Origin of the sequence: Campylobacter showae CSUNSWCD (assembly GCF_000313615.1) — a bacterium.
Lineage (GTDB): Bacteria > Campylobacterota > Campylobacteria > Campylobacterales > Campylobacteraceae > Campylobacter_A > Campylobacter_A showae_A.
The window spans coordinates 106,910-126,310 of the sequence record NZ_AMZQ01000005.1; the positions used below are offsets into that span (position 1 = coordinate 106,910).

The window sequence follows — 19,401 nt, forward strand, 5'->3', positions numbered from 1 at the left end:
TTCAAATACTAATTTAAGTAAAGGAGATAAAGACATGGAATATAGAATAGAAAAAGACACGATGGGTGAGGTGAAAGTTCCGAATGAGAAATATTGGGGAGCGCAGACGCAGCGCAGCCATGAAAATTTCGAGATCGGAGTGGGACTGGAGACGATGCCAAGAGAGGTCATAGAGGGTTTTGCCTATCTAAAAAAGGCGTGCGCGCTTGTTAATCGCAAGCTAGGCCGCCTAGACGAGCCTCGCACCGAGGCAATAGCGCAGGCGTGCGATGAAATTTTAAACGGCAAGCTGGACGGAAATTTTCCTCTAGTCGTGTGGCAGACGGGCTCGGGCACGCAGTCGAATATGAATTTAAACGAGGTCGTCTCAAACCGCGCGATGGAGATTTTGGGGCTAAATTTCCGCGATAAGGCGGCGCTGGACGTTAAAGACGCAAAATTCGTGCATCCAAACGATCACGTAAATAAAGGTCAGAGCTCAAACGACACCTATCCTACGGCGATGCGAATAGCTTTTGTGCTAGAGCTTCAAAAAAAGCTACTGCCCGCGATCGAAAAATTAGAAGCGACGCTGGATAAAAAGACCGCCGAGTTTGCGCGGATCGTAAAAATCGGCCGCACTCACCTACAAGACGCCACGCCGCTCACGCTCGGGCAGGAATTTAGCGGCTACGCGCATATGCTAAAGGCGAGTAAGGCGCAGATCCTAGCTACCGTGCCGTTTTTGCAGGAGCTTGCCATCGGCGGTACGGCGGTCGGCACCGGGCTAAACTCGCACCCGAAATTTAGCGAGATGGTAAGCGACGAGCTAAATGCGCTAACGGGCACGGCGTTTAAATTTAAATCCCATCCAAATAAATTTCACGGCCTAACGAGCCACGACGCGGAGGTATTTTTAAGCGGCGCGCTAAACGGCCTGGCGGCAAATTTGATGAAGATCGCAAACGACGTGCGCTGGCTGGCAAGCGGGCCTAGGTGCGGTATCGGCGAGATAAACATCCCCGAAAACGAGCCGGGAAGCTCGATAATGCCGGGTAAGGTAAATCCGACGCAGTGCGAAGCCGTCACGATGGTAGCGGCGCAAGTAATGGGCAACCACGTCGCGATTTCCGTCGCCGCAAGCCAAGGAAACTTCGAGCTAAACGTCTTTAAGCCGGTGCTTACGTACAACCTCATCCAAAGCATCCGCCTGCTAAGCGACGCGATGAACAGCTTCGATAAACACTGCGCTTGCGGTATCACGGCAAACGAGGCTAAAATCGACAAGCTACTGCACGAGAGCCTGATGCTCGTAACCGCGCTAAATCCGCACATCGGCTATGCAAATGCCGCCAAGATCGCGAAAACCGCGCATCATAACGGCACGACGCTGCGCGAGGAGGCGATAAAATCAGGCATACTGACCGCCGAGGAATTTGACGAGTGGGTGGTGCCTGAGGATATGATCGCGCCGAAGGAGTAAATTTGGTTGCTTGACTTTTTGGGCTCGGTGAGATTTGGGCGATTTTGCCGAGCCTAAGTAAAATCCGTAAATTTAAGAGCGAGATTTTACGGTTGCGCCTTAAATTTTACTCAAATTTGCCGATATACTTTTAAATTTAAAGGCGCGGCGATGGATGTAAAACTAAACATAAATTTAAACTCAAATTTGATGAATTTAGGTAAAAGTGGCTCAGCGGTCGTGGCAAATTTAAGCGCTGGCACGCTAAATTTGAAAAATGAAAATCCACAAAGCGGCGATAAGGTCAATATTTTACGTGACGCGTCAAATTTGGCGATCGGCGCAAACGAGGGCGAAAGTAGCGCCGATATCCTAAAAAAGCAGCTAGAAAAACTTCAAAAACGGCTAAAAGAGCTTGAAGCGGCGATAAAGCGGGTAAATGCCAGCAAAAATCCGTACGCAAAAGATATGGCGGCCTCGCTCGAGACGCAAAAGGGAGCGGTTTTTGCGCAGATAATGCAAATAAGCGCGCGAATTTTAGAGATGCAAGTCGGCCAGAGCAAAATTTGACGCCGTAAATTTTCCGTTCGCTAGAGTCAAATTTAAGTAGCGTAAATTTGCTTTTCAAATTTTAAAAACAAAAATCTTGAAGCCTTAAACCTAATTAAGAAATAGGGCGATTTTGATTTTAAAATATCAAAATGCAAAAAATAATTTGTTAAATTTATTTTTTTATACTTTAATTATTTTTAGGACTCTTCTCACAAAAATAACACTAAAATAATAATATACTTAATCATAAAAACTAATACTTTTACTAAATATAGAATTTTAATGTTTAGTTGTAATATTTCAATATTTAAAGCTATTTGATAATAATTAAAAACGAATTTATGCCGTTGTTAAATATGCTAAAAATACACATTTTACCCCAAGGAGAGAGCATGAGAGATGACGTCCTAGTTAGGATAAACGAGAGGCTTAACGTGCTTGCCGCGCTTCCGACTCTAAAAAACGGATCGATCGGTGAAGCTTTGAAGAAAAGCGGATTTAGCAGGCGCGATTTTATGAAATGGGCCGGCGCGATGACGGCGTTTATGGCGTTGCCTGCGTCGATGACGCCAACCGTGGCTAGAGCCGCCGAGCTTAGCGATAGATTGCCCGTGATATGGCTACATATGGCCGAGTGCACCGGATGCAGCGAGAGCTTGCTTCGCACAGATGCGCCGAGTATAGATAGCTTGATTTTTGACTACATCAGCCTCGAGTATCACGAAACCGTGATGGCTGCGGCAGGCTGGCAGGCCGAGGAAAACCTAGAAAGCGCAATCGAAAAATACAAAGACAGATACATCCTGTTAGTCGAGGGCGGCATACCTACGGGCGATACGGAAAACTATCTAACCGTCGGTCCTTTAGGTCTTAGCGGACTTCATCACGCAAAGCATGCGAGCGAAAACGCCGCGGCGATATTTGCCATCGGTACCTGTTCGAGCTTTGGCGGTATACAAGCTGCAAAGCCAAATCCGTCAAATTCCGTCGGTCTATCAAAAGTAACTTCAAAACCGGTCATAAATGTCCCGGGCTGTCCTCCGAGCGAGAAAAATATCGTGGGCAACGTCCTTCACTACATACTTTTCGGTACTTTACCCGCACTTGACGTATTTAACCGTCCAAAGTGGGCTTACGGGCTTAGGATCCACGATCTTTGCGAAAGACGCGGTAGGTTTGACGCGGGTGAGTTTGTGCAGACCTTTGGCGACGAGGGCGCAAAAAACGGCTATTGCCTCTACAAAGTCGGCTGTAAAGGCCCATATACGTTTAATAACTGCTCTCGCGAGAGATTTAACCAGCACACTAGCTGGCCGGTGCAGGCGGGTCACGGCTGCATAGGTTGCTCGGAGCCTGATTTTTGGGATACGATGGGGCCTTTTGAGGAGCCGATGGCAGATAGGCTGTTTAACACCGTTTTAGGCCTAGGCGCCGATAATGTCAGCGATAAAATCGGCATCGGAGTGCTGGCGCTCGCAGGTATCGGTATAGCAGCGCACGCCGCGATAAGCATTTTTGCTAAAGACAAAGAGGAGGCGTAAAAATGAGCGAGCAAAGAATAGTAATAGACCCGATAACCAGGATAGAAGGCCACCTGCGCATAGAAGTCGTCGTAGATGAAAATAACGTAGTTAAAGAAGCCTACTCGGGCTCGACGCTTTGGCGCGGCATAGAGCAGGTCGTAAAGGGGCGCGATCCGAGGGATGCGGGATTTTTCATGCAGAGGATTTGCGGAGTTTGTACGTTTTCGCACTACCGCGCGGGCATCATGGCCGTCGAGAACGCGCTAGGCATCGTCCCTCCGCTAAACGCTCAGCTAACGCGCACGCTGATGAACAACGCCCTTTATATGCACGATCACGTAGTGCATTTTTATCAGCTTCACGGCCTTGACTGGACGGACGTGGTTTCGGCTCTAAGCGCGGACGTACGCAAGGCTAGCGACGAGGCGTTTAAATACTGCGATACACCTTATGCGACCGGCGCAGATAAGCTAAAAGAGGTAAAAGAGCGCGTCGAAGCCTTTGTGAAAAAGGGAAATTTAGGACCTTTTGCCAACGCCTACTGGGGACATCCGACCTATAAATTTACGCCGGAGCAAAATTTGATCGTGCTTTCGCACTATTTAGAGTGCCTAAGGATACAAAGAACGGTAGCGCAGATGATGGCGATATTTGGATCCAAAAACCCGCACCCGCAAAGCCTAACCGTAGGCGGCGTGACCTGCGTCATGGACCTACTTGATCCTGCAAGACTGGGCGAATACCTAACCAAATTTCATGAAACGGCCGATTTTATTAACAGGGCATATTATCCAGATCTCGTCATGGCTGCCAAAGCCTACGGTAGCGAGCCTAGCGTGCTAAAAGACATCGGCGTGTCAAATTTGTTCGCTTATGACGAGTTTTTAGTCGGTAGAAACGAGTATCTGATCCAGGGCGGTGCTATCCTAAACGGCGATATCAGCAAGGTTTACGAAGTGAACGGCGATAAGATCACCGAGGAAGCCACTCGCGCATGGTATAAAAACCCGGCCCCGCTGCATCCGTATGACGGCGAAACTGAGCCAAACTACACCGGCCTAAAAGATATGAAAACTTTAGACGGTTACGGCAAAGAGGTGGATACTAAAGTCTTTGACGAAAAAGGCAAATATAGCTGGATCAAAGCTCCTCGTTATGAGGGCAAACCTATGCAGGTGGGCCCGGTAGCTAGCATCGTGATAAACTACGCCAAAGGCAACGAGCGCGTGGTAAAGATCGTAGATAAATTTTTAAAAGACACGGGGCTTCCGCTCGAGGCGGTATTTTCTACGCTGGGTAGAACCGCAACCAGGATGCTAGAGGCCAAACTAGTAGCCGATCACGGACTAACCGCCTTTAATAGCTTAGTAGAAAATCTAAAAACCGATCAAGAAACCTGCGCGAAGTACGTCATAGATAACGGCAAAGAGTATAAGGGAAATTTCCAAGGTAATGCCCCTCGCGGAGCGCTCAGCCACTGGTGCCGTATAAAGGGCGGCGTGATAACCAACTGGCAAGCCGTCGTGCCTAGTACGTGGAACGCCTCGCCAAAAGACGCCTCAAACGTACGTGGAAGCTACGAGGAGTGCCTCATCGGGCTAAAGATCGCCGATCTAACCAAGCCTCTTGAGATCATACGCAAGATCCACTCGTACGATCCTTGTATCGCATGCGCCGTGCACGTGATGGATGCGCGCGGCAAGCGGCTAGGCGAATACAAAATCAACCCGAATTTGTGAAAGGAGCGACTATGAGCGAGCATAAATTTGACTGCAAAAGCGAGTATGAATTTTCCATCGGGCTTAGAGCGACGCACTGGATCAGGTTTTTTGCCATCACATTTTTAGTCGTGAGCGGATACTATATATCGTATGTTTTTGTTAGCCCCGAGGTCGCGACCGAGCCGGTGCTGTTTATGAACGCCAAGTTGCGCGCGGCTCATCAGATCGCGGGATTTATCTTGATAGCGTGCTTTATTTTCAAGCTCTACCTATTTATATTTGATAAATACAGCCGTAAAGAGGTCGTTAGTATCGTCGATTTTTTTAATCCCAAAGTCTGGATAGCGCAGATAAAATACTACCTGTTTTTAGGCCCGCACCCGCATCTAAGGGGCGTTTATAACCCGCTTCAGTTTGCGTCGTATTTTTTCTTTTATCTGGTGCTTTTTCTGATCTGCCTAACGGGCCTCGTGCTCTATGTCCACGTCTATCACGAGGGACTTGGCGGGCTACTTTACGAGCCGATGAGGCAGTGCGAGGAGCTCATGGGCGGGCTGGCAAACGTCCGCACGATACACCGCATATGCATGTGGATTATCATGGTTTTTGTCGTAGCGCACGTGTATATGGCAGTATTTAACGCTGTAAAAGGCAAAAACGGAGCTATGGACGCCATCGTAAGCGGCTATAAATTCGTAAAAGACGAGCACTGATGCGCGTTTTGGTGCTAGGTATCGGCAACGTGATGTTTGGCGACGAGGGCGTGGGGGTGCATTTTGTCAAAATGATGGATCGAAACTACAAATTTAGCCCTAAAAACGGGGATAAATTTGACTCGTCAAATTTGAGCGGTAAATTTCGCTCGTCAAATTTGGACGTCGCAAACTCAAATTTAAGTAGCGATCTCGCTCGTAGCGACGGCTCTAAATTTAACGCAGACGGCGCAAATTTGGAGCTAAAATTTATTGACGGCGGTACGCTAGCCATGGCGCTCACGCCCGTTATTGCTTGGGCGGATGCTTTGATAGTTGCCGACTGCATCAGCGCCGAGGGCGGCGAGACGGGGGACGTGTACTTTTTCGGTTACGAGCAGATGCCGCCCGCCGTCTCGTGGAACGGCTCCGCGCACGAGGTCGAGATGCTAGAGACCTTGCGGCTCATGGAGCTTGCGGGCGATTTGCCGCGGACGAAAATTTTAGGTATCGTGCCAAAGCGTATCGAGCCTATGAGCTTTGAGCTCTCCGCGCAGGCGCAAGAGGGGGCAAATTTGATGGAAAAGACGCTTTTAAACGAGCTTTCGCAGCTTGGATTTAACTACGAAAAGATCGCAAATTTTAGCGTCTCCGATATCGCTTTAGAGTTTTCAAAAAAGGGCGCGATATGATTTTAGCTTACGAGTTTGACTGTGCGAGCGAAAATTTTGCATTTTTTCTTAAATTTTACGCGCAAAAAAGCGGGTTAAATTTTAACCTTAAAAAGGAGCATGATTTAACGACGCTTTATACTGAAGGCTCGCAAGAGGAGCTTTTGGCGTTTTCTGATTTGCTCTCTAGCGCGCTTCCTCACAGCGTGTTTTTGCGAGGTTCAAAGGTTTGCGCGAGCGAAAATTTGCCCCAAGGCGAAGCAAACGAGCCCGTAAATACTTTCTCAAATATCACGCCAAGCGTCGTTAGCGCCTATCTAAAGGGTGAGCTAAAAGAGTGCGAAAACAGCGTTTTTAGCGACATTTGCGTTTTTGTGGATGGCAAATTTACGCCTGTTACGAAGGCAAATTTTAACGAGCTTTTGGAGTTTGCTTTTAAAAATTTATGCGCGGGCGAAAGCGTTAAATTTAAAGATATTAGCGGCGAATTTGAAGCGTCAAATTTTACTGAACTAAATGAAAATTTTAATCTTTTAATGCCGACGAATCTTAAAAATTTACCTAAAATTTTTATCGCAAATGAAGCTGAGCAGGTTGCCCTAGCAAGCTACGAAAAACCAGTCGTTACGCTAAAAACGACGGCCATTTACCGCGGCAATCACCCGAGCTCGCCTAGATTTTTTGACGCCTGCGCGGCTAGAGACATTTTCATCTACGCGCTTTGCGACAAGCTTTCTAAAGCGGGCGTAAATTTTATTGCGTTAAAGGCGCAAAAGCCGCCGTTTAAGGCCGTAGTGCTTGAAAACGGATATATTTTTAGCGGCTCTAGGATTTATTATGCGCGCTCAAATTTGAGCCAGATAGAGGGCGCTGCGGATAAAAATCTAGCCGCTTTTAATCTCGCAAAAAAAGAATTTGACGCAGACGGCGGGATAGCTAGGATATTTTTAAGCAGGTTTAAAGACGATGAAGTTAAAATTTACCCCAAATTTGATGATTTTAACGTCTTAAATTTCGCCTTGCCTGCGAGCTTTGAAGAGCTTTACGCGCAGATAAAGCGCGAGGAGGGCGGCGAGAGATTGCTTCAAAATTATGGCGAAAACTTTAGCTTGCCGCGCGGCGAGCTTGGCGTACAAAACGGCTTTTTTGGGCTATTTTGTATGGCTGGAGCGCTGCTTGGATTTGATAGCGATGCGCAAAAAGCGGGAGAGATTTTGCTGCAAAACGCGAGCGATTTTAACGGCGCAAAAGGGCCTAGGCTCGATTTTAAAATGCTAAACAAAACGCATTTTGACGTCGTTAAATTTGCCAGAAGCGGCATGAGCTTTAGGCTAGCTGGCGTCGATGCTAGGCTGCTTAGCTACGGATACGCCGAGTCGCTGGCGTATTTTTTGAGCGATTTTGCAGACTCGCTAAAGCAGGATTTTGGCGTGCAAAACGCGCTGCTTTGCGGCTCGCTTTTTGAGAACAAGACGCTTGCAAATTTGACGTTAAAGCATCTAAAAACAGGTTTAAACGCCAAATTTAGCAAAGAGTTTTTGATTGAAGAGATGTTTTAAATATGAAATTTCAGGCCTTGTTCAAGGTGTGGGTTTTCGCCCTTTTGTTTATAATCTAGCCCTTAAATTCGGCCTAGCAGGCGAAATTTATAACGACGACGAGGGCGTAAAACTAACGCTTTGCGGCTCACACGAGCAGATAGAAGAGTTTGAAAAAGCTCTGTATGAGGAGCTGCCAAGCCTCGCTCGTATCGACGAGATGCGAAAAACCGAGCTAGCGGACGTAAAATTTGATGACTTTCAGATAGTCGCCTCAAAATCAGCCAAAAAACACGCGCCTATCTTGCCTGATTTTGCCCTCTGCGCAGACTGCGAGCGCGAGTTTCACGATCCCGCAGACCCGAGGTATCATTATCCTTTTATCAACTGCACCAACTGCGGCCCGAGGTTTTCTATCATCAAGTCCCTGCCTTACGACCGCGCAAACACGACGATGAACGCGTTTAAGATGTGCGAATTTTGCGAGGGCGAATACAAAAATCCGCTAAATCGCCGCTATCACGCCCAGCCCGTTTCATGCCCAAACTGCGGGCCTAGGCTTGCCTTAAAAGACAAATTCGGGCGGGTTTTAGCGCAGGATAATGAAAGCGCAAAGCAGGCCGCGTATCTCATAAACGAGGGTAAAATTTTAGCCGTCAAAGGGCTTGGCGGATTTCATCTGATGTGCCGCCTAGATGAGGATACGGTAGGGCTGCTAAGAGAGCGCAAAAAGCGGCCTAAAAAGCCATTTGCCGTGATGTGTAAAGACCTAGCGCGCGCTAAAAAATACGCTCAAATTTCGCCCGAAGAACAGCGTCTTTTAAGCTCGAATTTAAAACCGATCGTCGTTTTGCAAAGCTTGCCTGGCGCGCCGGTTCCCTCAAATTTAGCGCCGGGACTCAATAAAATCGGCATATTTTTGCCATACACGGGCGTTCATCTTTTGCTTTTTGAGTACCTAGAGGGCGACGTTATCGCCACCTCGGCCAACGTCTCTGGCGAGCCCATCATCTATGGCGAAAAAGACCTGCGAGAAAAGCTGGGCGGCGTGATAGATTTTTATCTGGATAACGACCGAGAGATCCACTCGCCAAGCGATGATAGTATCGCGTTTGTGGCAGACGGCGAGCCCATTTTTATCCGAACTAGCCGCGGCTTGCATCCCAAATTTATCCGCACGAAATTTAAGAGCGAAAAGACCGTTTTAGCCGTCGGAGCCGAGCTAAAAAATCAGTTTGCGATCTTTAAAGACGGCGAGCTGATGATAAGCCCGTATATCGGCGATCTAAAAAACGTCGCGACCTATGAGCGGTTTTGCGCACTAATCAAGCTTTTTAGCGAGATTTACGAGCTAAAATTTGACGAGATCGTAGCCGACTTGCATCCGCATTTTTTAAATTTGAAATGGGCGCGCGAGTATGCCGCGAATTTTGGCTCAAAAATCACGCAGATTCAGCATCATCACGCACACTTGCTTTCGGTGATTTTAGAAAACGATCTGGACGCAAATCGCGAGTATCTGGGCTTTTGCTTTGACGGCACGGGATACGGCGCGGATGGGAGCGTCTGGGGCGGAGAGATCCTAAAAGTGCGCGGCAAAGAGTACGAGCGGGTTTGTAAATTTGATGAAATTTTGCTAATCGGCGGCGAAGCTAGCGTAAAAAATATCTGGCAGATTGCTTATGCCGCGATTTTAAAATATGATTTGGAGTGCGAGGCGGAGGCGTTTTTGGCCAAATTTGAGCCAGCCAAGCTAAAAAATCTAAAAATCCTGCACGAAAAGCAAATAAATTGCGTCAAAACCAGCTCGCTTGGGCGCATTTTCGATGCGTTTGCGGCCGTGATCCTAGGGCTTGATAGCATCAGCTACGAGGGTGAGGCGGGAATGAGCTTAGAAGCGCTCTACGACGCAAATTTAGACGCTTGCTATGAGTTTGAGATTAGAAGTGACAAAATTTGCTTTAAAGAAGCCTTTAAAAGAGCTTTAAAAGACGATGCTAAAACAGCTGCGACGGGCTTTATAAAAGGGCTGGCAAAGCTCGTAACAGACGTAGCTTGCGCGCAGGCAAACGACATCTTGCTCGCAGGCGGAGTCTTTCAAAATAAAGCCTTGCTTGAAAATGTAATTTTAATTCTTAAGCAAAAAGGTAAAAAGTATTACATAAATAAGAACTTTTCGTCAAACGACTCTTCGGTAGCTATCGGTCAGATCGCGCTTACATTAATTTAAATTAAAGTTTTCTGATGTATAATATTTAATAATTTCTTTAAGGAGGCAGCGATGGAAAACATCATAAGATTCAGCGTCTCATTGCCTAAGCAGTTATTAGACGAACTCGACAATAAAATAGGCGCTCAGGGCTATGCTTCAAGAAGCGAATTTACTCGCGATCTGATTAGGGAAAAAATAGTAAATGACAGCTGGAAGGATGCCGACGAAGATCTCATCGGCGTTTTGACGCTCATTTATTTGCACCACCAAAACGACCTCGTCGTGAAAATGATGGACATCGAACACCAGGCAAATTTGCACATCGCCTGCACGACTCACGTCCACATAGATCACGACAACTGCCTCGAGACTCTGATACTGCGCGGTAAAGCGGGAGCTATCGAGAAATTTTCCGAAAAAATGGGCGGACTAAAAGGGGTTAAATTTTCAAAACTAACCAAGGCCGCCGTCCCACACTCGTAACGCTTAAAATGCGGGCAAGCTTGATAAGCCATATCAAATTTGCCCGCAAAAGTCTCTCTTTTATCACGCATTTATCTCTTTAACGCTAAAATTATCAGGATTCATCACTATTTTTATTTCAAGGTTAAATTTGAAACATATCTCTTTTAAAAATTTCGTCCAAAACGAGGCTAGTTCGGGTATTTTGCTCATACTTGCCGCGATTTTTGCGATGATATTTCAAAACGGCTTTTTAAGCGAATTTTACAACTCCTTTTTGCGCATAAATATGGGCGTGGTTTTTGGCGAATTTAGCCTGCAAAAGCCGCTTATTTTGTGGGTAAACGACGGGCTCATGGCGGTTTTTTTCTTTCTTTTGGGGCTTGAGCTAAAGCGCGAGATAGTCGAGGGCGAGATGCGAAATCCCGCTCAGATCGTGCTACCTATCGTAGGTGCGGCAGGCGGTATCGTCATGCCCGCGCTCGTTTTTTACGCGTTTAACCACGCCGATGCTTTCGCGCTAAAAGGCTGGGCTATCCCGACTGCGACGGATACGGCGTTTGCGCTGGGGCTTATAATGATCCTTGGTAAAAGAGTGCCGGCGAGTCTTAAAATTTTTCTCGTGACGCTCTCTATCATCGACGACGTTTGCGCGATTTTGATAATGGCGATATTTTACAGCGGACATCTATCTGCTGTATCGTTTATGGTTGCCGGAGCGGCTACTTTGGGGCTTTTAGCCTTAAATTTAGCCGGCGTAAATAAAAAAGCCTGCTACATGATTTTGGGCATTATCCTTTGGGTGAGCGTGCTAAAATCAGGCGTGCACGCGACGCTAGCGGGCGTCGTGGCGGCATTTTTCATACCGCTTAAGGCAAAAGACGGCGAGGGCTCGATGCTAAAACAGATCGAGTACGACTTGCACGGTTACGTCGCCTTTTTCGTGCTGCCGGTGTTTGCCTTTGTAAACGCTGGTATCTCGCTAAAAGGCATCGGACTGGAGCAGATTTTCCACCCCGTGTCGCTAGGCGTCATACTGGGGCTGTTTGCGGGCAAGCAGCTTGGGGTATTTGGATTTTGCTTTCTTGCGATCAAATTTAAGCTAGCAAAGCTACCAAAATACTGCAACCTTGCGCAGTTTTACGGCCTTTGCTTGCTTACCGGTATCGGCTTTACGATGAGTCTTTTTATAAATTCGCTTTCCTATCACGACACCTATGAGTTTGCATACGCCGATAAGCTAGCCGTGCTAATCGCATCGGTGATCTCGGGTGCGGCGGGCTATGCGGTGCTCTACTGGGCAGGGCGACACAGGATAATGAAATGCGTGGAGTAGAAAAATGATGATATTTCATAAAAATTTTCTCGCGGACGAGCTTACGAAATGGCGAGAGGACGGGCTAATAAGCGACGAGGCGGCGCGCAAGATAGCTGCTAGATACGATATAGATTTATCGGGCGCAAACGAGCGGCGAAGCTTTATATTAAAGCTCGTAGCATATTTGTTTTTGGCGCTTTCGCTATTTACGCTTGTAGGCGCAAACTGGGAGGAGCTGCCGCGCGCTGTGAGGCTAATCATAGTACTTGGCATACTCGCGGCGGTAAATTTTAGCGGAGTTTTGGCGCAAAAAAACGGTAAAGAGACGCAGGCTACGACGCTGTTTTTCCTGGGTAACTTCTGCTACGGCGCGGCGATCGTTTTAGTCGCGCAAATTTACCATCTAGGCGAGCATATGCCAAACGGCGTGCTGCTGTGGGCGGTCGGAGCTTTGGCGCTCGGACTTGCTACGCGCAAATCCATCATCACGCTTCAGGCTCTTATTTTAGGGCTTGTTTGGTTTTTGATGGAGTTTGAGTTTAGCGGCGTTTCGCACGGATTTTTGCTATTTATCGTAGCTTCGGCTGCGGTGCTTTGGCGCGACGATTCGCGGCTGCTTACGGGCGCGCTTTTTGCTAGCGTGTTTACTTATATCGTATCTTTCGTGCTTTACGAGCGGTATTTTATGACGGATTTGCGCGTGGACGACGCGTTTTACGGCGTTCATTTTTTTGCGCTTAGCTACTGCTTGCTAGCCGTTTGCGCTTCGTTTTTGCTTGAGAGGGTGGGTAAATTTGAACTCGCGTTTTATCTCAAAACCGTCGGCATCGTCTGCGGCGCTGGCATCTTGTGTTTTGATATGTCGCTTTACGAGGACTTGCATTTTTCGCGTCCGTGGTCTTACGGCGCCCAGAATTACGAAAATGTTTTAAACGGCGTTACATTTTTAAAAAGCGTGTTTGGAGCGTTGTTTACGGCTTTTTGCGCGGCCTCTTTGGGACTTGCGTTTTACTTTAAAAAATATGCCGCCGCAACAGTCGGAGCGCTTTTACTGGCGCTACCGTTTATCTTAGACGCGTTTGCGGGCTACGAGGAGGGCGTGTTTTCGCTCATCGGCGTTTGCGTCGCAGTCACTCTTATAAAGCAAAATAATATGAAATTTGGCATCGCGCTCATCTTTTGGGTGGCGTTTGTGCGATATGTCGATCTAGTTGGTGATTACGTCAGTGCTAGCGCGCTGTTTTTGGTATTTGCGCTGGTGGTGCTCGGGGTATCTAGGATCTCTAAAAAAAGGAGCGCGAGATGAAACTAAAGCTGATTTTTGCCGCCGCGGTATTTCAAATTTTAGCCGTGATCGCGATGCTTGCGTATGCGTATGCGCCGATATATTTTGGCAAAGAGATCTTGCTGCAAACTACTCTTTACGATCCGCGCGATATGCTTCGAGGCGATTACGTGCGCCTTAGCTACGGCTTTGCGGGCGTTTACGAGCTGGACAAAAGAGACTCAAATTTGAGCAAAAGGCAGCAGCTGCACGGTAGTAAAATTTACGCTATCTTAAAGCAGGACAAAGACGGCAGGTATAAATTTGACCAATATAGCTTCGAGCGGCCTAGCGGCGGGACGTTTTTAGCGGGCAGAGTTGATTATAATACCGCAAATTTCGGTATAGAGGCCTTTTTCATGCCACCTAAAAAGGCGCAGCAGATGGAGCGAGATATGATGGAGTTTAACGCCACCGCCGTAATTAGCGTGATGGATAACGGCAAAGCTCGCATCAAAGATATCGTGCTAGAAAAATCAAACGCGGGCGAGTCTAGCAAGCATTAAATTTATCGGCAAAGAGGAGCTAAATTTGATTTGGTTTATCTGAACTCAAATTTAGCCTAGTGCTTCAAATTTAACGCGGCTTAAATTTGAGTCAAATTTGACCCACCTCGCCGCTACCGTAAAAATCTCAAAATATAAATAAAATGCAACGAAATAATATCCGCAAGGTATGAAACTAAAGCGAGATTTTAACATCTAAGAGTATAATAACCCCAAAAAATCGCTAAGGAGAAACAAAATGTGTAAAGATTGCGGATGCTCGCTGGGTGGGCACGACCACACCCACACTCATGCTGACGGCACGACTCACTCGCACGCTCACGATCACGGCGCCGAACACGGACACGGCGCGGCTCACGAGCATAGCCACGGCCACGCGCACCCTGCGCTAAACGAGAGCAAAACGGTCGAAGTTATAACGAAAATTTTATCCCAAAACGACGAAGAGGCCGCGCACAACCGCGCTCACTTGGACGAGCACGGGATTTTATGCATAAATCTCATGAGCAGCCCCGGCAGCGGCAAAACAACGCTACTAGAAGCCACGATAAAAAGCGGTAAATTTAAAATCGGCGTCGTCGAGGGCGATCTAGAAACCAACCAAGACGCCGACCGCATTATAAAAGCTGGCGGCAAAGCCCACCAAATCACGACCGGGCAGGCATGTCATCTCGATGCCTTTATGGTGCACGAGGGGCTTCATCATCTGCCACTAGAGGGCCTTGATATAGTTTTCGTTGAAAACGTCGGCAACCTCGTTTGCCCGGCTAGCTACGACGTGGGCTCGCACTTTAACGTCGTGCTGCTATCAGTACCTGAAGGCGACGACAAGGTAGCTAAATACCCCGTGATGTTTCGCGCCGCCGATCTCATCGTGATAACCAAAACTTCGCTGTTGCCGCATTTTGAATTTGACGTGAAAAAAGTCGTCAAAGAGGCTCGCAAGCTAAATCCGAAGGTTGATGTAATCGAGCTAGACGCAAAAACGGGCGAAGGTATGGAGAAGTGGCTAAATTTCTTAAAATTTAAAAAAGAGCTTAGATAATGTGCCTCTCAATCCCTTCAAAAGTGGTCTCAATCGACGAAGATAACGTCGCTACCGTCGAGACGCTAGGCGTGAGTCGCCGCGTGAGCCTCGATCTCATCGCCGAGCCCGTAGCCGTGGGCGAATACGTACTCATCCACGTCGGCTACGCGATGGAAAAAATCGATACGAAATTTGCACTAGAGAGTATCGAAATCTACCGCCAAATCGCCAAAGATATGCAAAGCGGCGAGATCAGCGCGGACGAGGGCGACGCGGGACTAAGCGCCATGCAAGCGGCGGCAAATGAGCCAAACGCAAAGGAAAAAGCGTGAATCTAATCAATGATTTTCGCGATAAAGAGCTTATTTTAGCGCTTTCAAAACTCATAAAAAAAGAGAGCGTAAAACCGCTAAATATCATGGAAATTTGCGGGGGACATACGCACTCGATCATGAAATTTGGCCTACCTCAGCTAGTGGGCGAGCATATAAATTTCGTCCACGGCCCCGGCTGTCCCGTATGCGTGATGCCAAGGAGCCGCATAGATGAGGCGATAAAGCTAGCCCAGATGCCAGGCACCATCCTGTGCACTCTAGCCGATATGATGAGAGTCCCGGGCTCAAACACCAGCCTGCAAAAGCTGCGTGGCGAAGGTTGTGACATCAGAGCACTATATAGCCCGCTAGACTGTATCAAAATCGCGCGCGAAAATCCCGAAAAGAGCGTGATATTTTTCGCGATCGGGTTTGAGACGACGACGCCTATGAGCGCAAATTTAGTCCAAAAGACGCTAGAACTCGGGCTAAAAAATCTATTTTTTCACATAAATCATGTTACCGTCCCCGCACCCGTGCGAGCGATCCTAAATGACAAAGACGTCAAGATCGACGCATTTTTGGGGCCTAGCCACGTGAGCGTGATCACGGGATATGGCATCTACGAGAGCATCGCGGCGGAGTATAAAAAACCTATCGCGGTTAGCGGGTTTGAACCGCTTGATCTGATGGACGGTATCCTAAACCTCGTCCGCCAGCAAAACGCAGGCATGCACGAGGTCTATAACGAGTACGCCAGAGTCGTCACACGCGAGGGCAATCAAAAAGCAAAGTCGCTCATAGAGGAGTTTTTCGAGCCGTGCGACTTCTCGTGGCGCGGTCTTGGCGTGATCGCGCAAAGCGGTATGAAGCTGCGCTCCGAGTACGCCGAGCTTGACGCGAGGGTCAAATTTGACTGCAGCGTGCAAAGCAAAGGTGAGAGCAAGGCCTGTATCTGCCCTGAAATTTTACGCGGGCGAGCAAAGCCGTTTGACTGCAAAATTTTCGCCAAAGCCTGTACGCCAAAAACTCCCGTGGGCTCGTGTATGGTTTCTAGCGAGGGCGCGTGCGCGGCATACTACAAATACGGCGACGTCAAAAGCGCGGGCTAAGAGGAGGCAAATTTGAGCAAGATAATGCTAAGCCACGGCGGCGGCGGCGAGGAGATGAACTCGCTCATAAACGAGACGATTTTTAGGATATTTGACAACGAAATTTTGCGCGAGAGCAACGACAGTGCGATACTAAATTTCAGCGATTTTCGCGCAGACGAAAACGCTGACGACTCGGCAAATTTGACGCCTAAATTTAACGGCAAGCTAGCCTTTAGCACCGATAGTTTCGTGGTTACGCCGATATTTTTTAACGGCGGCGACATCGGCAAGATCGCCGCATGCGGCACGATAAACGACCTAGTTATGGTGGGTGCCGAGGCAAAATACCTAAGCTGTGCGCTCATCGTCGAGGAGGGCCTAGAAATAGCCGAGCTAGAGCGCGTGCTAGGCTCGCTAGCCGCGGTCGCTCGCGAAAACGGCGTGCGGATAGTTTGCGGCGATACGAAGGTCGTGCCGCGTGGCAAATGCGATAAAATTTTTATCAACACGAGCGGTATCGGCGAGATCGTCTGTGAGGGTGTGGAGCTAAAAAGCCTGCGCGCGGGCGCAAAGATCCTGGTCTCGGGCGACGTGGGCAGGCACGGCGCGGTGGTGCTGGCTAGCCGCGAGGAGCTCGATCTGCAAAGCGAGCTAAAAAGCGACTGCAAAGCGCTAGTGGGCGTGGTAAAGGCGCTGATAGAAGGCGGCGTGAAGCCCCTTTGTATGCGCGACGCGACGCGCGGCGGACTCTCGGCGGTGCTAAACGAATGGGCGAAATTTAGCGGCCTAGACATCCTCGTGCGCGAGGAGGATATCAAGGTTAGCGACGAAGTAACTGGCGTTTGCGAGTTGTTTGGTTTTGAACCTTACGAGCTAGCAAACGAGGGTACCTTCGTGCTAGCCGTCGATGAAAAAGACGAGGCGCGCGCGCTTGAGATTTTACGCAAATTTGACGCTAACGCGGCTTTGATCGGCGAGATTTTATGTGCTGCAAACGGCCGCGTCATCTTGCAAAACGCATACGGCTCGAAGCGCTTTTTAGAAGCGCCAAAGGGCGAGCTGTTGCCTCGAATATGCTAGGCTCGGCAATGGATAGATCAAATTTAAGTGCGCAATATTTTTGGGCTTGTACGGCACGGGAGTCGGCTCGCAAAATTTATCAAATTTACGTCTTGAGTGCATCCGTGCAAATAAAATCCGCTCCGTCCGCAATCAAGGAAATCCGATGCATGAACTAAGCATAGTGCAAAGCCTAGTGGCGCTCTGCGAGAAAAACGCCGCCGCAAACGGCGCGAAAGAGGTTGTGCGTCTTGAAGTGCGTATCGGGCGGCTAAGCGGCGTCGAGCCTCACTATCTAGAAAGTGCATTTGAAGTCTATAAAACCGGCACGATCTGCGAAAATGCCGAGCTTGCAATTATCGTGCAAAACGTCGCCGTGGAGTGCAAAAGCTGCGGTTTTAGCGGCGAGCTTAGCGAAAACAACTTTACTTGCCCGGTTTGCGGTTCACAGGAGCTCGAGGTCACGGGCGGCGAGGATATGCACCTCATGCGCCTTGAGATGCGGTGATTTTGCCGCAAATTTTAGCTCAAATTTGATGTTTAAATTTGAGTCGGTTTTTAAAATTTACTTCTAAAAACGCGTCAAATTTGACGCGTTTTCCACTCTTTAAAACGCGGCAAAATAAATTTAAAAAGAAGCCAAATGCCTAAATACTCATTTAAAACCATAGAGCAAATGCTGCTAAAATGCGTAGCCCAGGGCGGCAAGCCCGAGCTTAGCTTTCATCTGCGCGGTGCAGAATATATAATCATCACCTATGCGGATCGCTGCTCGTTTCAAAGATGCGCGGACGAATCCGGCGCAAATGCGAGCGGCGAGCGGTATTTTGCCACATTGCAAGAACTCTACGCCGCGCCGCAGATAGACGGGCGCTCTCTAGGGGAGCTTTGGGACGAGGCGGATGAATTTTACTGCTTTGATTTTGAGCCGTGAGACCGCGAGATTTGCGCAGCACAGGCAAATGCGCGGATAAATTTGAAAGGAAATAAATGGGTCCTGCTTGGAGTTACAGCGCGAAAGAGTGCAGCGCGGACGGTAAATTTAGCGCGGAATTTGATGGTCATGAGATAGCCATGGGCGCGCCGAGTTTTGGCGAGCTACGGCTTTACGCGAGCGCGGAGCTTTTGCGAGGCAGCATAAATTTGCAAAGCGGATTTAGCGGCGACGCGAGCGCTGAGGCGCAGGATTTAAATTTGAAGCGCAAAGAAAACGGTGGCGAGAGCGAAAACGTAAAATTTAGCCAAAGCGGCGAGATTGAGCAAATTTTACTTAGCGAGCAGGCTACGGCGTGTTTTACGTTTTCGGACGATTCGCAGTTTTTGGCATTTGCCGAGTGGACGGCTGATAAAATGCAGCTCGTAAAGGTGCTGCGGCTAGCGGACATGAGCCTAAAAACCGTTGACAGACTCCAAAGAGTCGCGGAGTTTTTATCTTTTAGGGACGGCCTACTTGAGATTTTGGACTCGCCGATTTTTATGCCCGAAAGCTTTTGGGTGGACGTTCGCGAGCTTTTTGACGATGAGATCAAAAGCTAAATTTGACGCCGCAAAACGCCCGAGCCGCTAGTGGTAAATTTGACGATAAACCGCAATCTAGGCAAGATAGCGCCGAGCACCAAAACTAGCCGTAAATTTGTAAAAAGCATACAAAAATCTACTACTGGCGCGATATGTTTATTGCTGCTGTTTTGGCTTTAAGTGCATTTAGCAAGCCTACACTACATCTACGCCTTGTTTATTTTTCTGTTTCTAGCTTCGCTTTTGTCAAATTTGGAGCGGATACGATTTTTTATTTTGCGGTGCGTGATATCGCTGCGATTTTGGGCTTTATATTTGACTTAGTTTTTCGCGCGGAAATGCTGTTTTTGTCGTATTTAACCGCGCGCTGTTTTGCTATAATTTTGATTAAATTTGCCAATAGCCCGCGAACGTCTTGCACAGTCGAGC

General features: G+C 48.2%; 19 protein-coding genes. All 19 read left to right on the forward strand.

Annotation, left to right across the window (positions count from 1 at the left end):
- Positions 1-34: 34 nt before the first annotated feature.
- The 19 genes from fumC to CSUNSWCD_RS03985 all read left to right on the forward strand — a co-directional run bounded on the left by fumC (position 35) and on the right by CSUNSWCD_RS03985 (position 18,990).
- Complete coding sequence (fumC, locus tag CSUNSWCD_RS03895) at positions 35-1,462, forward strand: class II fumarate hydratase (RefSeq protein WP_009494349.1); 1,428 nt, start codon at positions 35-37, stop codon at positions 1,460-1,462.
- A gap of 150 nt (positions 1,463-1,612) precedes the next feature.
- Positions 1,613-2,011 (forward strand): hypothetical protein, encoded by a 399-nt coding sequence (locus tag CSUNSWCD_RS03900; RefSeq protein WP_009494350.1) that lies wholly within the window; start codon positions 1,613-1,615, stop codon positions 2,009-2,011.
- A 374-nt stretch (positions 2,012-2,385) separates the two neighbouring features.
- On the forward strand, positions 2,386-3,534 hold the full coding sequence (locus tag CSUNSWCD_RS03905) for a hydrogenase small subunit (RefSeq protein WP_002952686.1): 1,149 nt from the start codon (positions 2,386-2,388) through the stop codon (positions 3,532-3,534).
- A gap of 2 nt (positions 3,535-3,536) precedes the next feature.
- On the forward strand, positions 3,537-5,255 hold the full coding sequence (locus CSUNSWCD_RS03910; RefSeq protein WP_009494351.1) for a nickel-dependent hydrogenase large subunit: 1,719 nt from the start codon (positions 3,537-3,539) through the stop codon (positions 5,253-5,255).
- An 11-nt stretch (positions 5,256-5,266) separates the two neighbouring features.
- Entirely contained in the window at positions 5,267-5,950 is a 684-nt protein-coding gene (gene cybH / locus CSUNSWCD_RS03915) for a Ni/Fe-hydrogenase, b-type cytochrome subunit (protein WP_009494352.1), read from the forward strand.
- Positions 5,950-6,621, forward strand: a complete 672-nt coding sequence (locus CSUNSWCD_RS03920) for a HyaD/HybD family hydrogenase maturation endopeptidase (RefSeq protein WP_009494353.1) — start codon at positions 5,950-5,952, stop codon at positions 6,619-6,621. The genes cybH and CSUNSWCD_RS03920 overlap by 1 nt, the downstream gene beginning before the upstream one ends.
- Complete coding sequence (locus tag CSUNSWCD_RS03925; RefSeq protein WP_009494354.1) at positions 6,618-8,159, forward strand: hypothetical protein; 1,542 nt, start codon at positions 6,618-6,620, stop codon at positions 8,157-8,159. Before CSUNSWCD_RS03920 ends, CSUNSWCD_RS03925 begins: the two co-directional genes overlap by 4 nt.
- Positions 8,143-10,368, forward strand: coding sequence for a carbamoyltransferase HypF (gene hypF, locus CSUNSWCD_RS03930; RefSeq protein WP_009494355.1), 2,226 nt, complete (start codon positions 8,143-8,145; stop codon positions 10,366-10,368). Before CSUNSWCD_RS03925 ends, hypF begins: the two co-directional genes overlap by 17 nt.
- Before the next feature lie 51 nt (positions 10,369-10,419).
- Positions 10,420-10,833 (forward strand): nickel-responsive transcriptional regulator NikR, encoded by a 414-nt coding sequence (gene nikR / locus CSUNSWCD_RS03935; protein WP_009494356.1) that lies wholly within the window; start codon positions 10,420-10,422, stop codon positions 10,831-10,833.
- Positions 10,834-10,963: 130 nt separating this feature from the next.
- Positions 10,964-12,148 carry a Na+/H+ antiporter NhaA gene (gene nhaA / locus CSUNSWCD_RS03940; RefSeq protein ID WP_034964312.1) on the forward strand — a complete coding sequence of 395 codons (1,185 nt, stop codon included), beginning with the start codon at positions 10,964-10,966 and terminating at the stop codon, positions 12,146-12,148.
- Between the two features lie 4 nt (positions 12,149-12,152).
- The gene (locus tag CSUNSWCD_RS03945; RefSeq protein WP_009494359.1) at positions 12,153-13,436 is read left to right on the forward strand and encodes a DUF2157 domain-containing protein; all 1,284 of its coding nucleotides are present in this window, start codon (positions 12,153-12,155) and stop codon (positions 13,434-13,436) included.
- Positions 13,433-13,960 carry a GDYXXLXY domain-containing protein gene (locus CSUNSWCD_RS03950; RefSeq protein ID WP_009494360.1) on the forward strand — a complete coding sequence of 176 codons (528 nt, stop codon included), beginning with the start codon at positions 13,433-13,435 and terminating at the stop codon, positions 13,958-13,960. Before CSUNSWCD_RS03945 ends, CSUNSWCD_RS03950 begins: the two co-directional genes overlap by 4 nt.
- Positions 13,961-14,198: 238 nt before the next feature.
- Positions 14,199-15,005, forward strand: coding sequence for a hydrogenase nickel incorporation protein HypB (gene hypB, locus CSUNSWCD_RS03955; protein WP_009494362.1), 807 nt, complete (start codon positions 14,199-14,201; stop codon positions 15,003-15,005).
- Positions 15,005-15,319 carry a HypC/HybG/HupF family hydrogenase formation chaperone gene (locus CSUNSWCD_RS03960; RefSeq protein WP_009494363.1) on the forward strand — a complete coding sequence of 105 codons (315 nt, stop codon included), beginning with the start codon at positions 15,005-15,007 and terminating at the stop codon, positions 15,317-15,319. Before hypB ends, CSUNSWCD_RS03960 begins: the two co-directional genes overlap by 1 nt.
- A complete protein-coding gene (hypD, locus tag CSUNSWCD_RS03965; RefSeq protein WP_009494364.1) occupies positions 15,316-16,413 on the forward strand; it encodes a hydrogenase formation protein HypD in 1,098 nt (365 codons plus the stop codon). The genes CSUNSWCD_RS03960 and hypD overlap by 4 nt, the downstream gene beginning before the upstream one ends.
- Positions 16,414-16,425: 12 nt before the next feature.
- Positions 16,426-17,475 carry a hydrogenase expression/formation protein HypE gene (gene hypE / locus CSUNSWCD_RS03970; protein ID WP_009494365.1) on the forward strand — a complete coding sequence of 350 codons (1,050 nt, stop codon included), beginning with the start codon at positions 16,426-16,428 and terminating at the stop codon, positions 17,473-17,475.
- Between the two features lie 145 nt (positions 17,476-17,620).
- Positions 17,621-17,962, forward strand: a complete 342-nt coding sequence (gene hypA, locus CSUNSWCD_RS03975) for a hydrogenase maturation nickel metallochaperone HypA (RefSeq protein ID WP_034964314.1) — start codon at positions 17,621-17,623, stop codon at positions 17,960-17,962.
- Between the two features lie 135 nt (positions 17,963-18,097).
- Positions 18,098-18,388, forward strand: a complete 291-nt coding sequence (locus tag CSUNSWCD_RS03980; protein ID WP_009494367.1) for a hypothetical protein — start codon at positions 18,098-18,100, stop codon at positions 18,386-18,388.
- Positions 18,389-18,444: 56 nt separating this feature from the next.
- The gene (locus CSUNSWCD_RS03985) at positions 18,445-18,990 is read left to right on the forward strand and encodes a hypothetical protein (protein WP_009494368.1); all 546 of its coding nucleotides are present in this window, start codon (positions 18,445-18,447) and stop codon (positions 18,988-18,990) included.
- Positions 18,991-19,401: the final 411 nt, after the last annotated feature.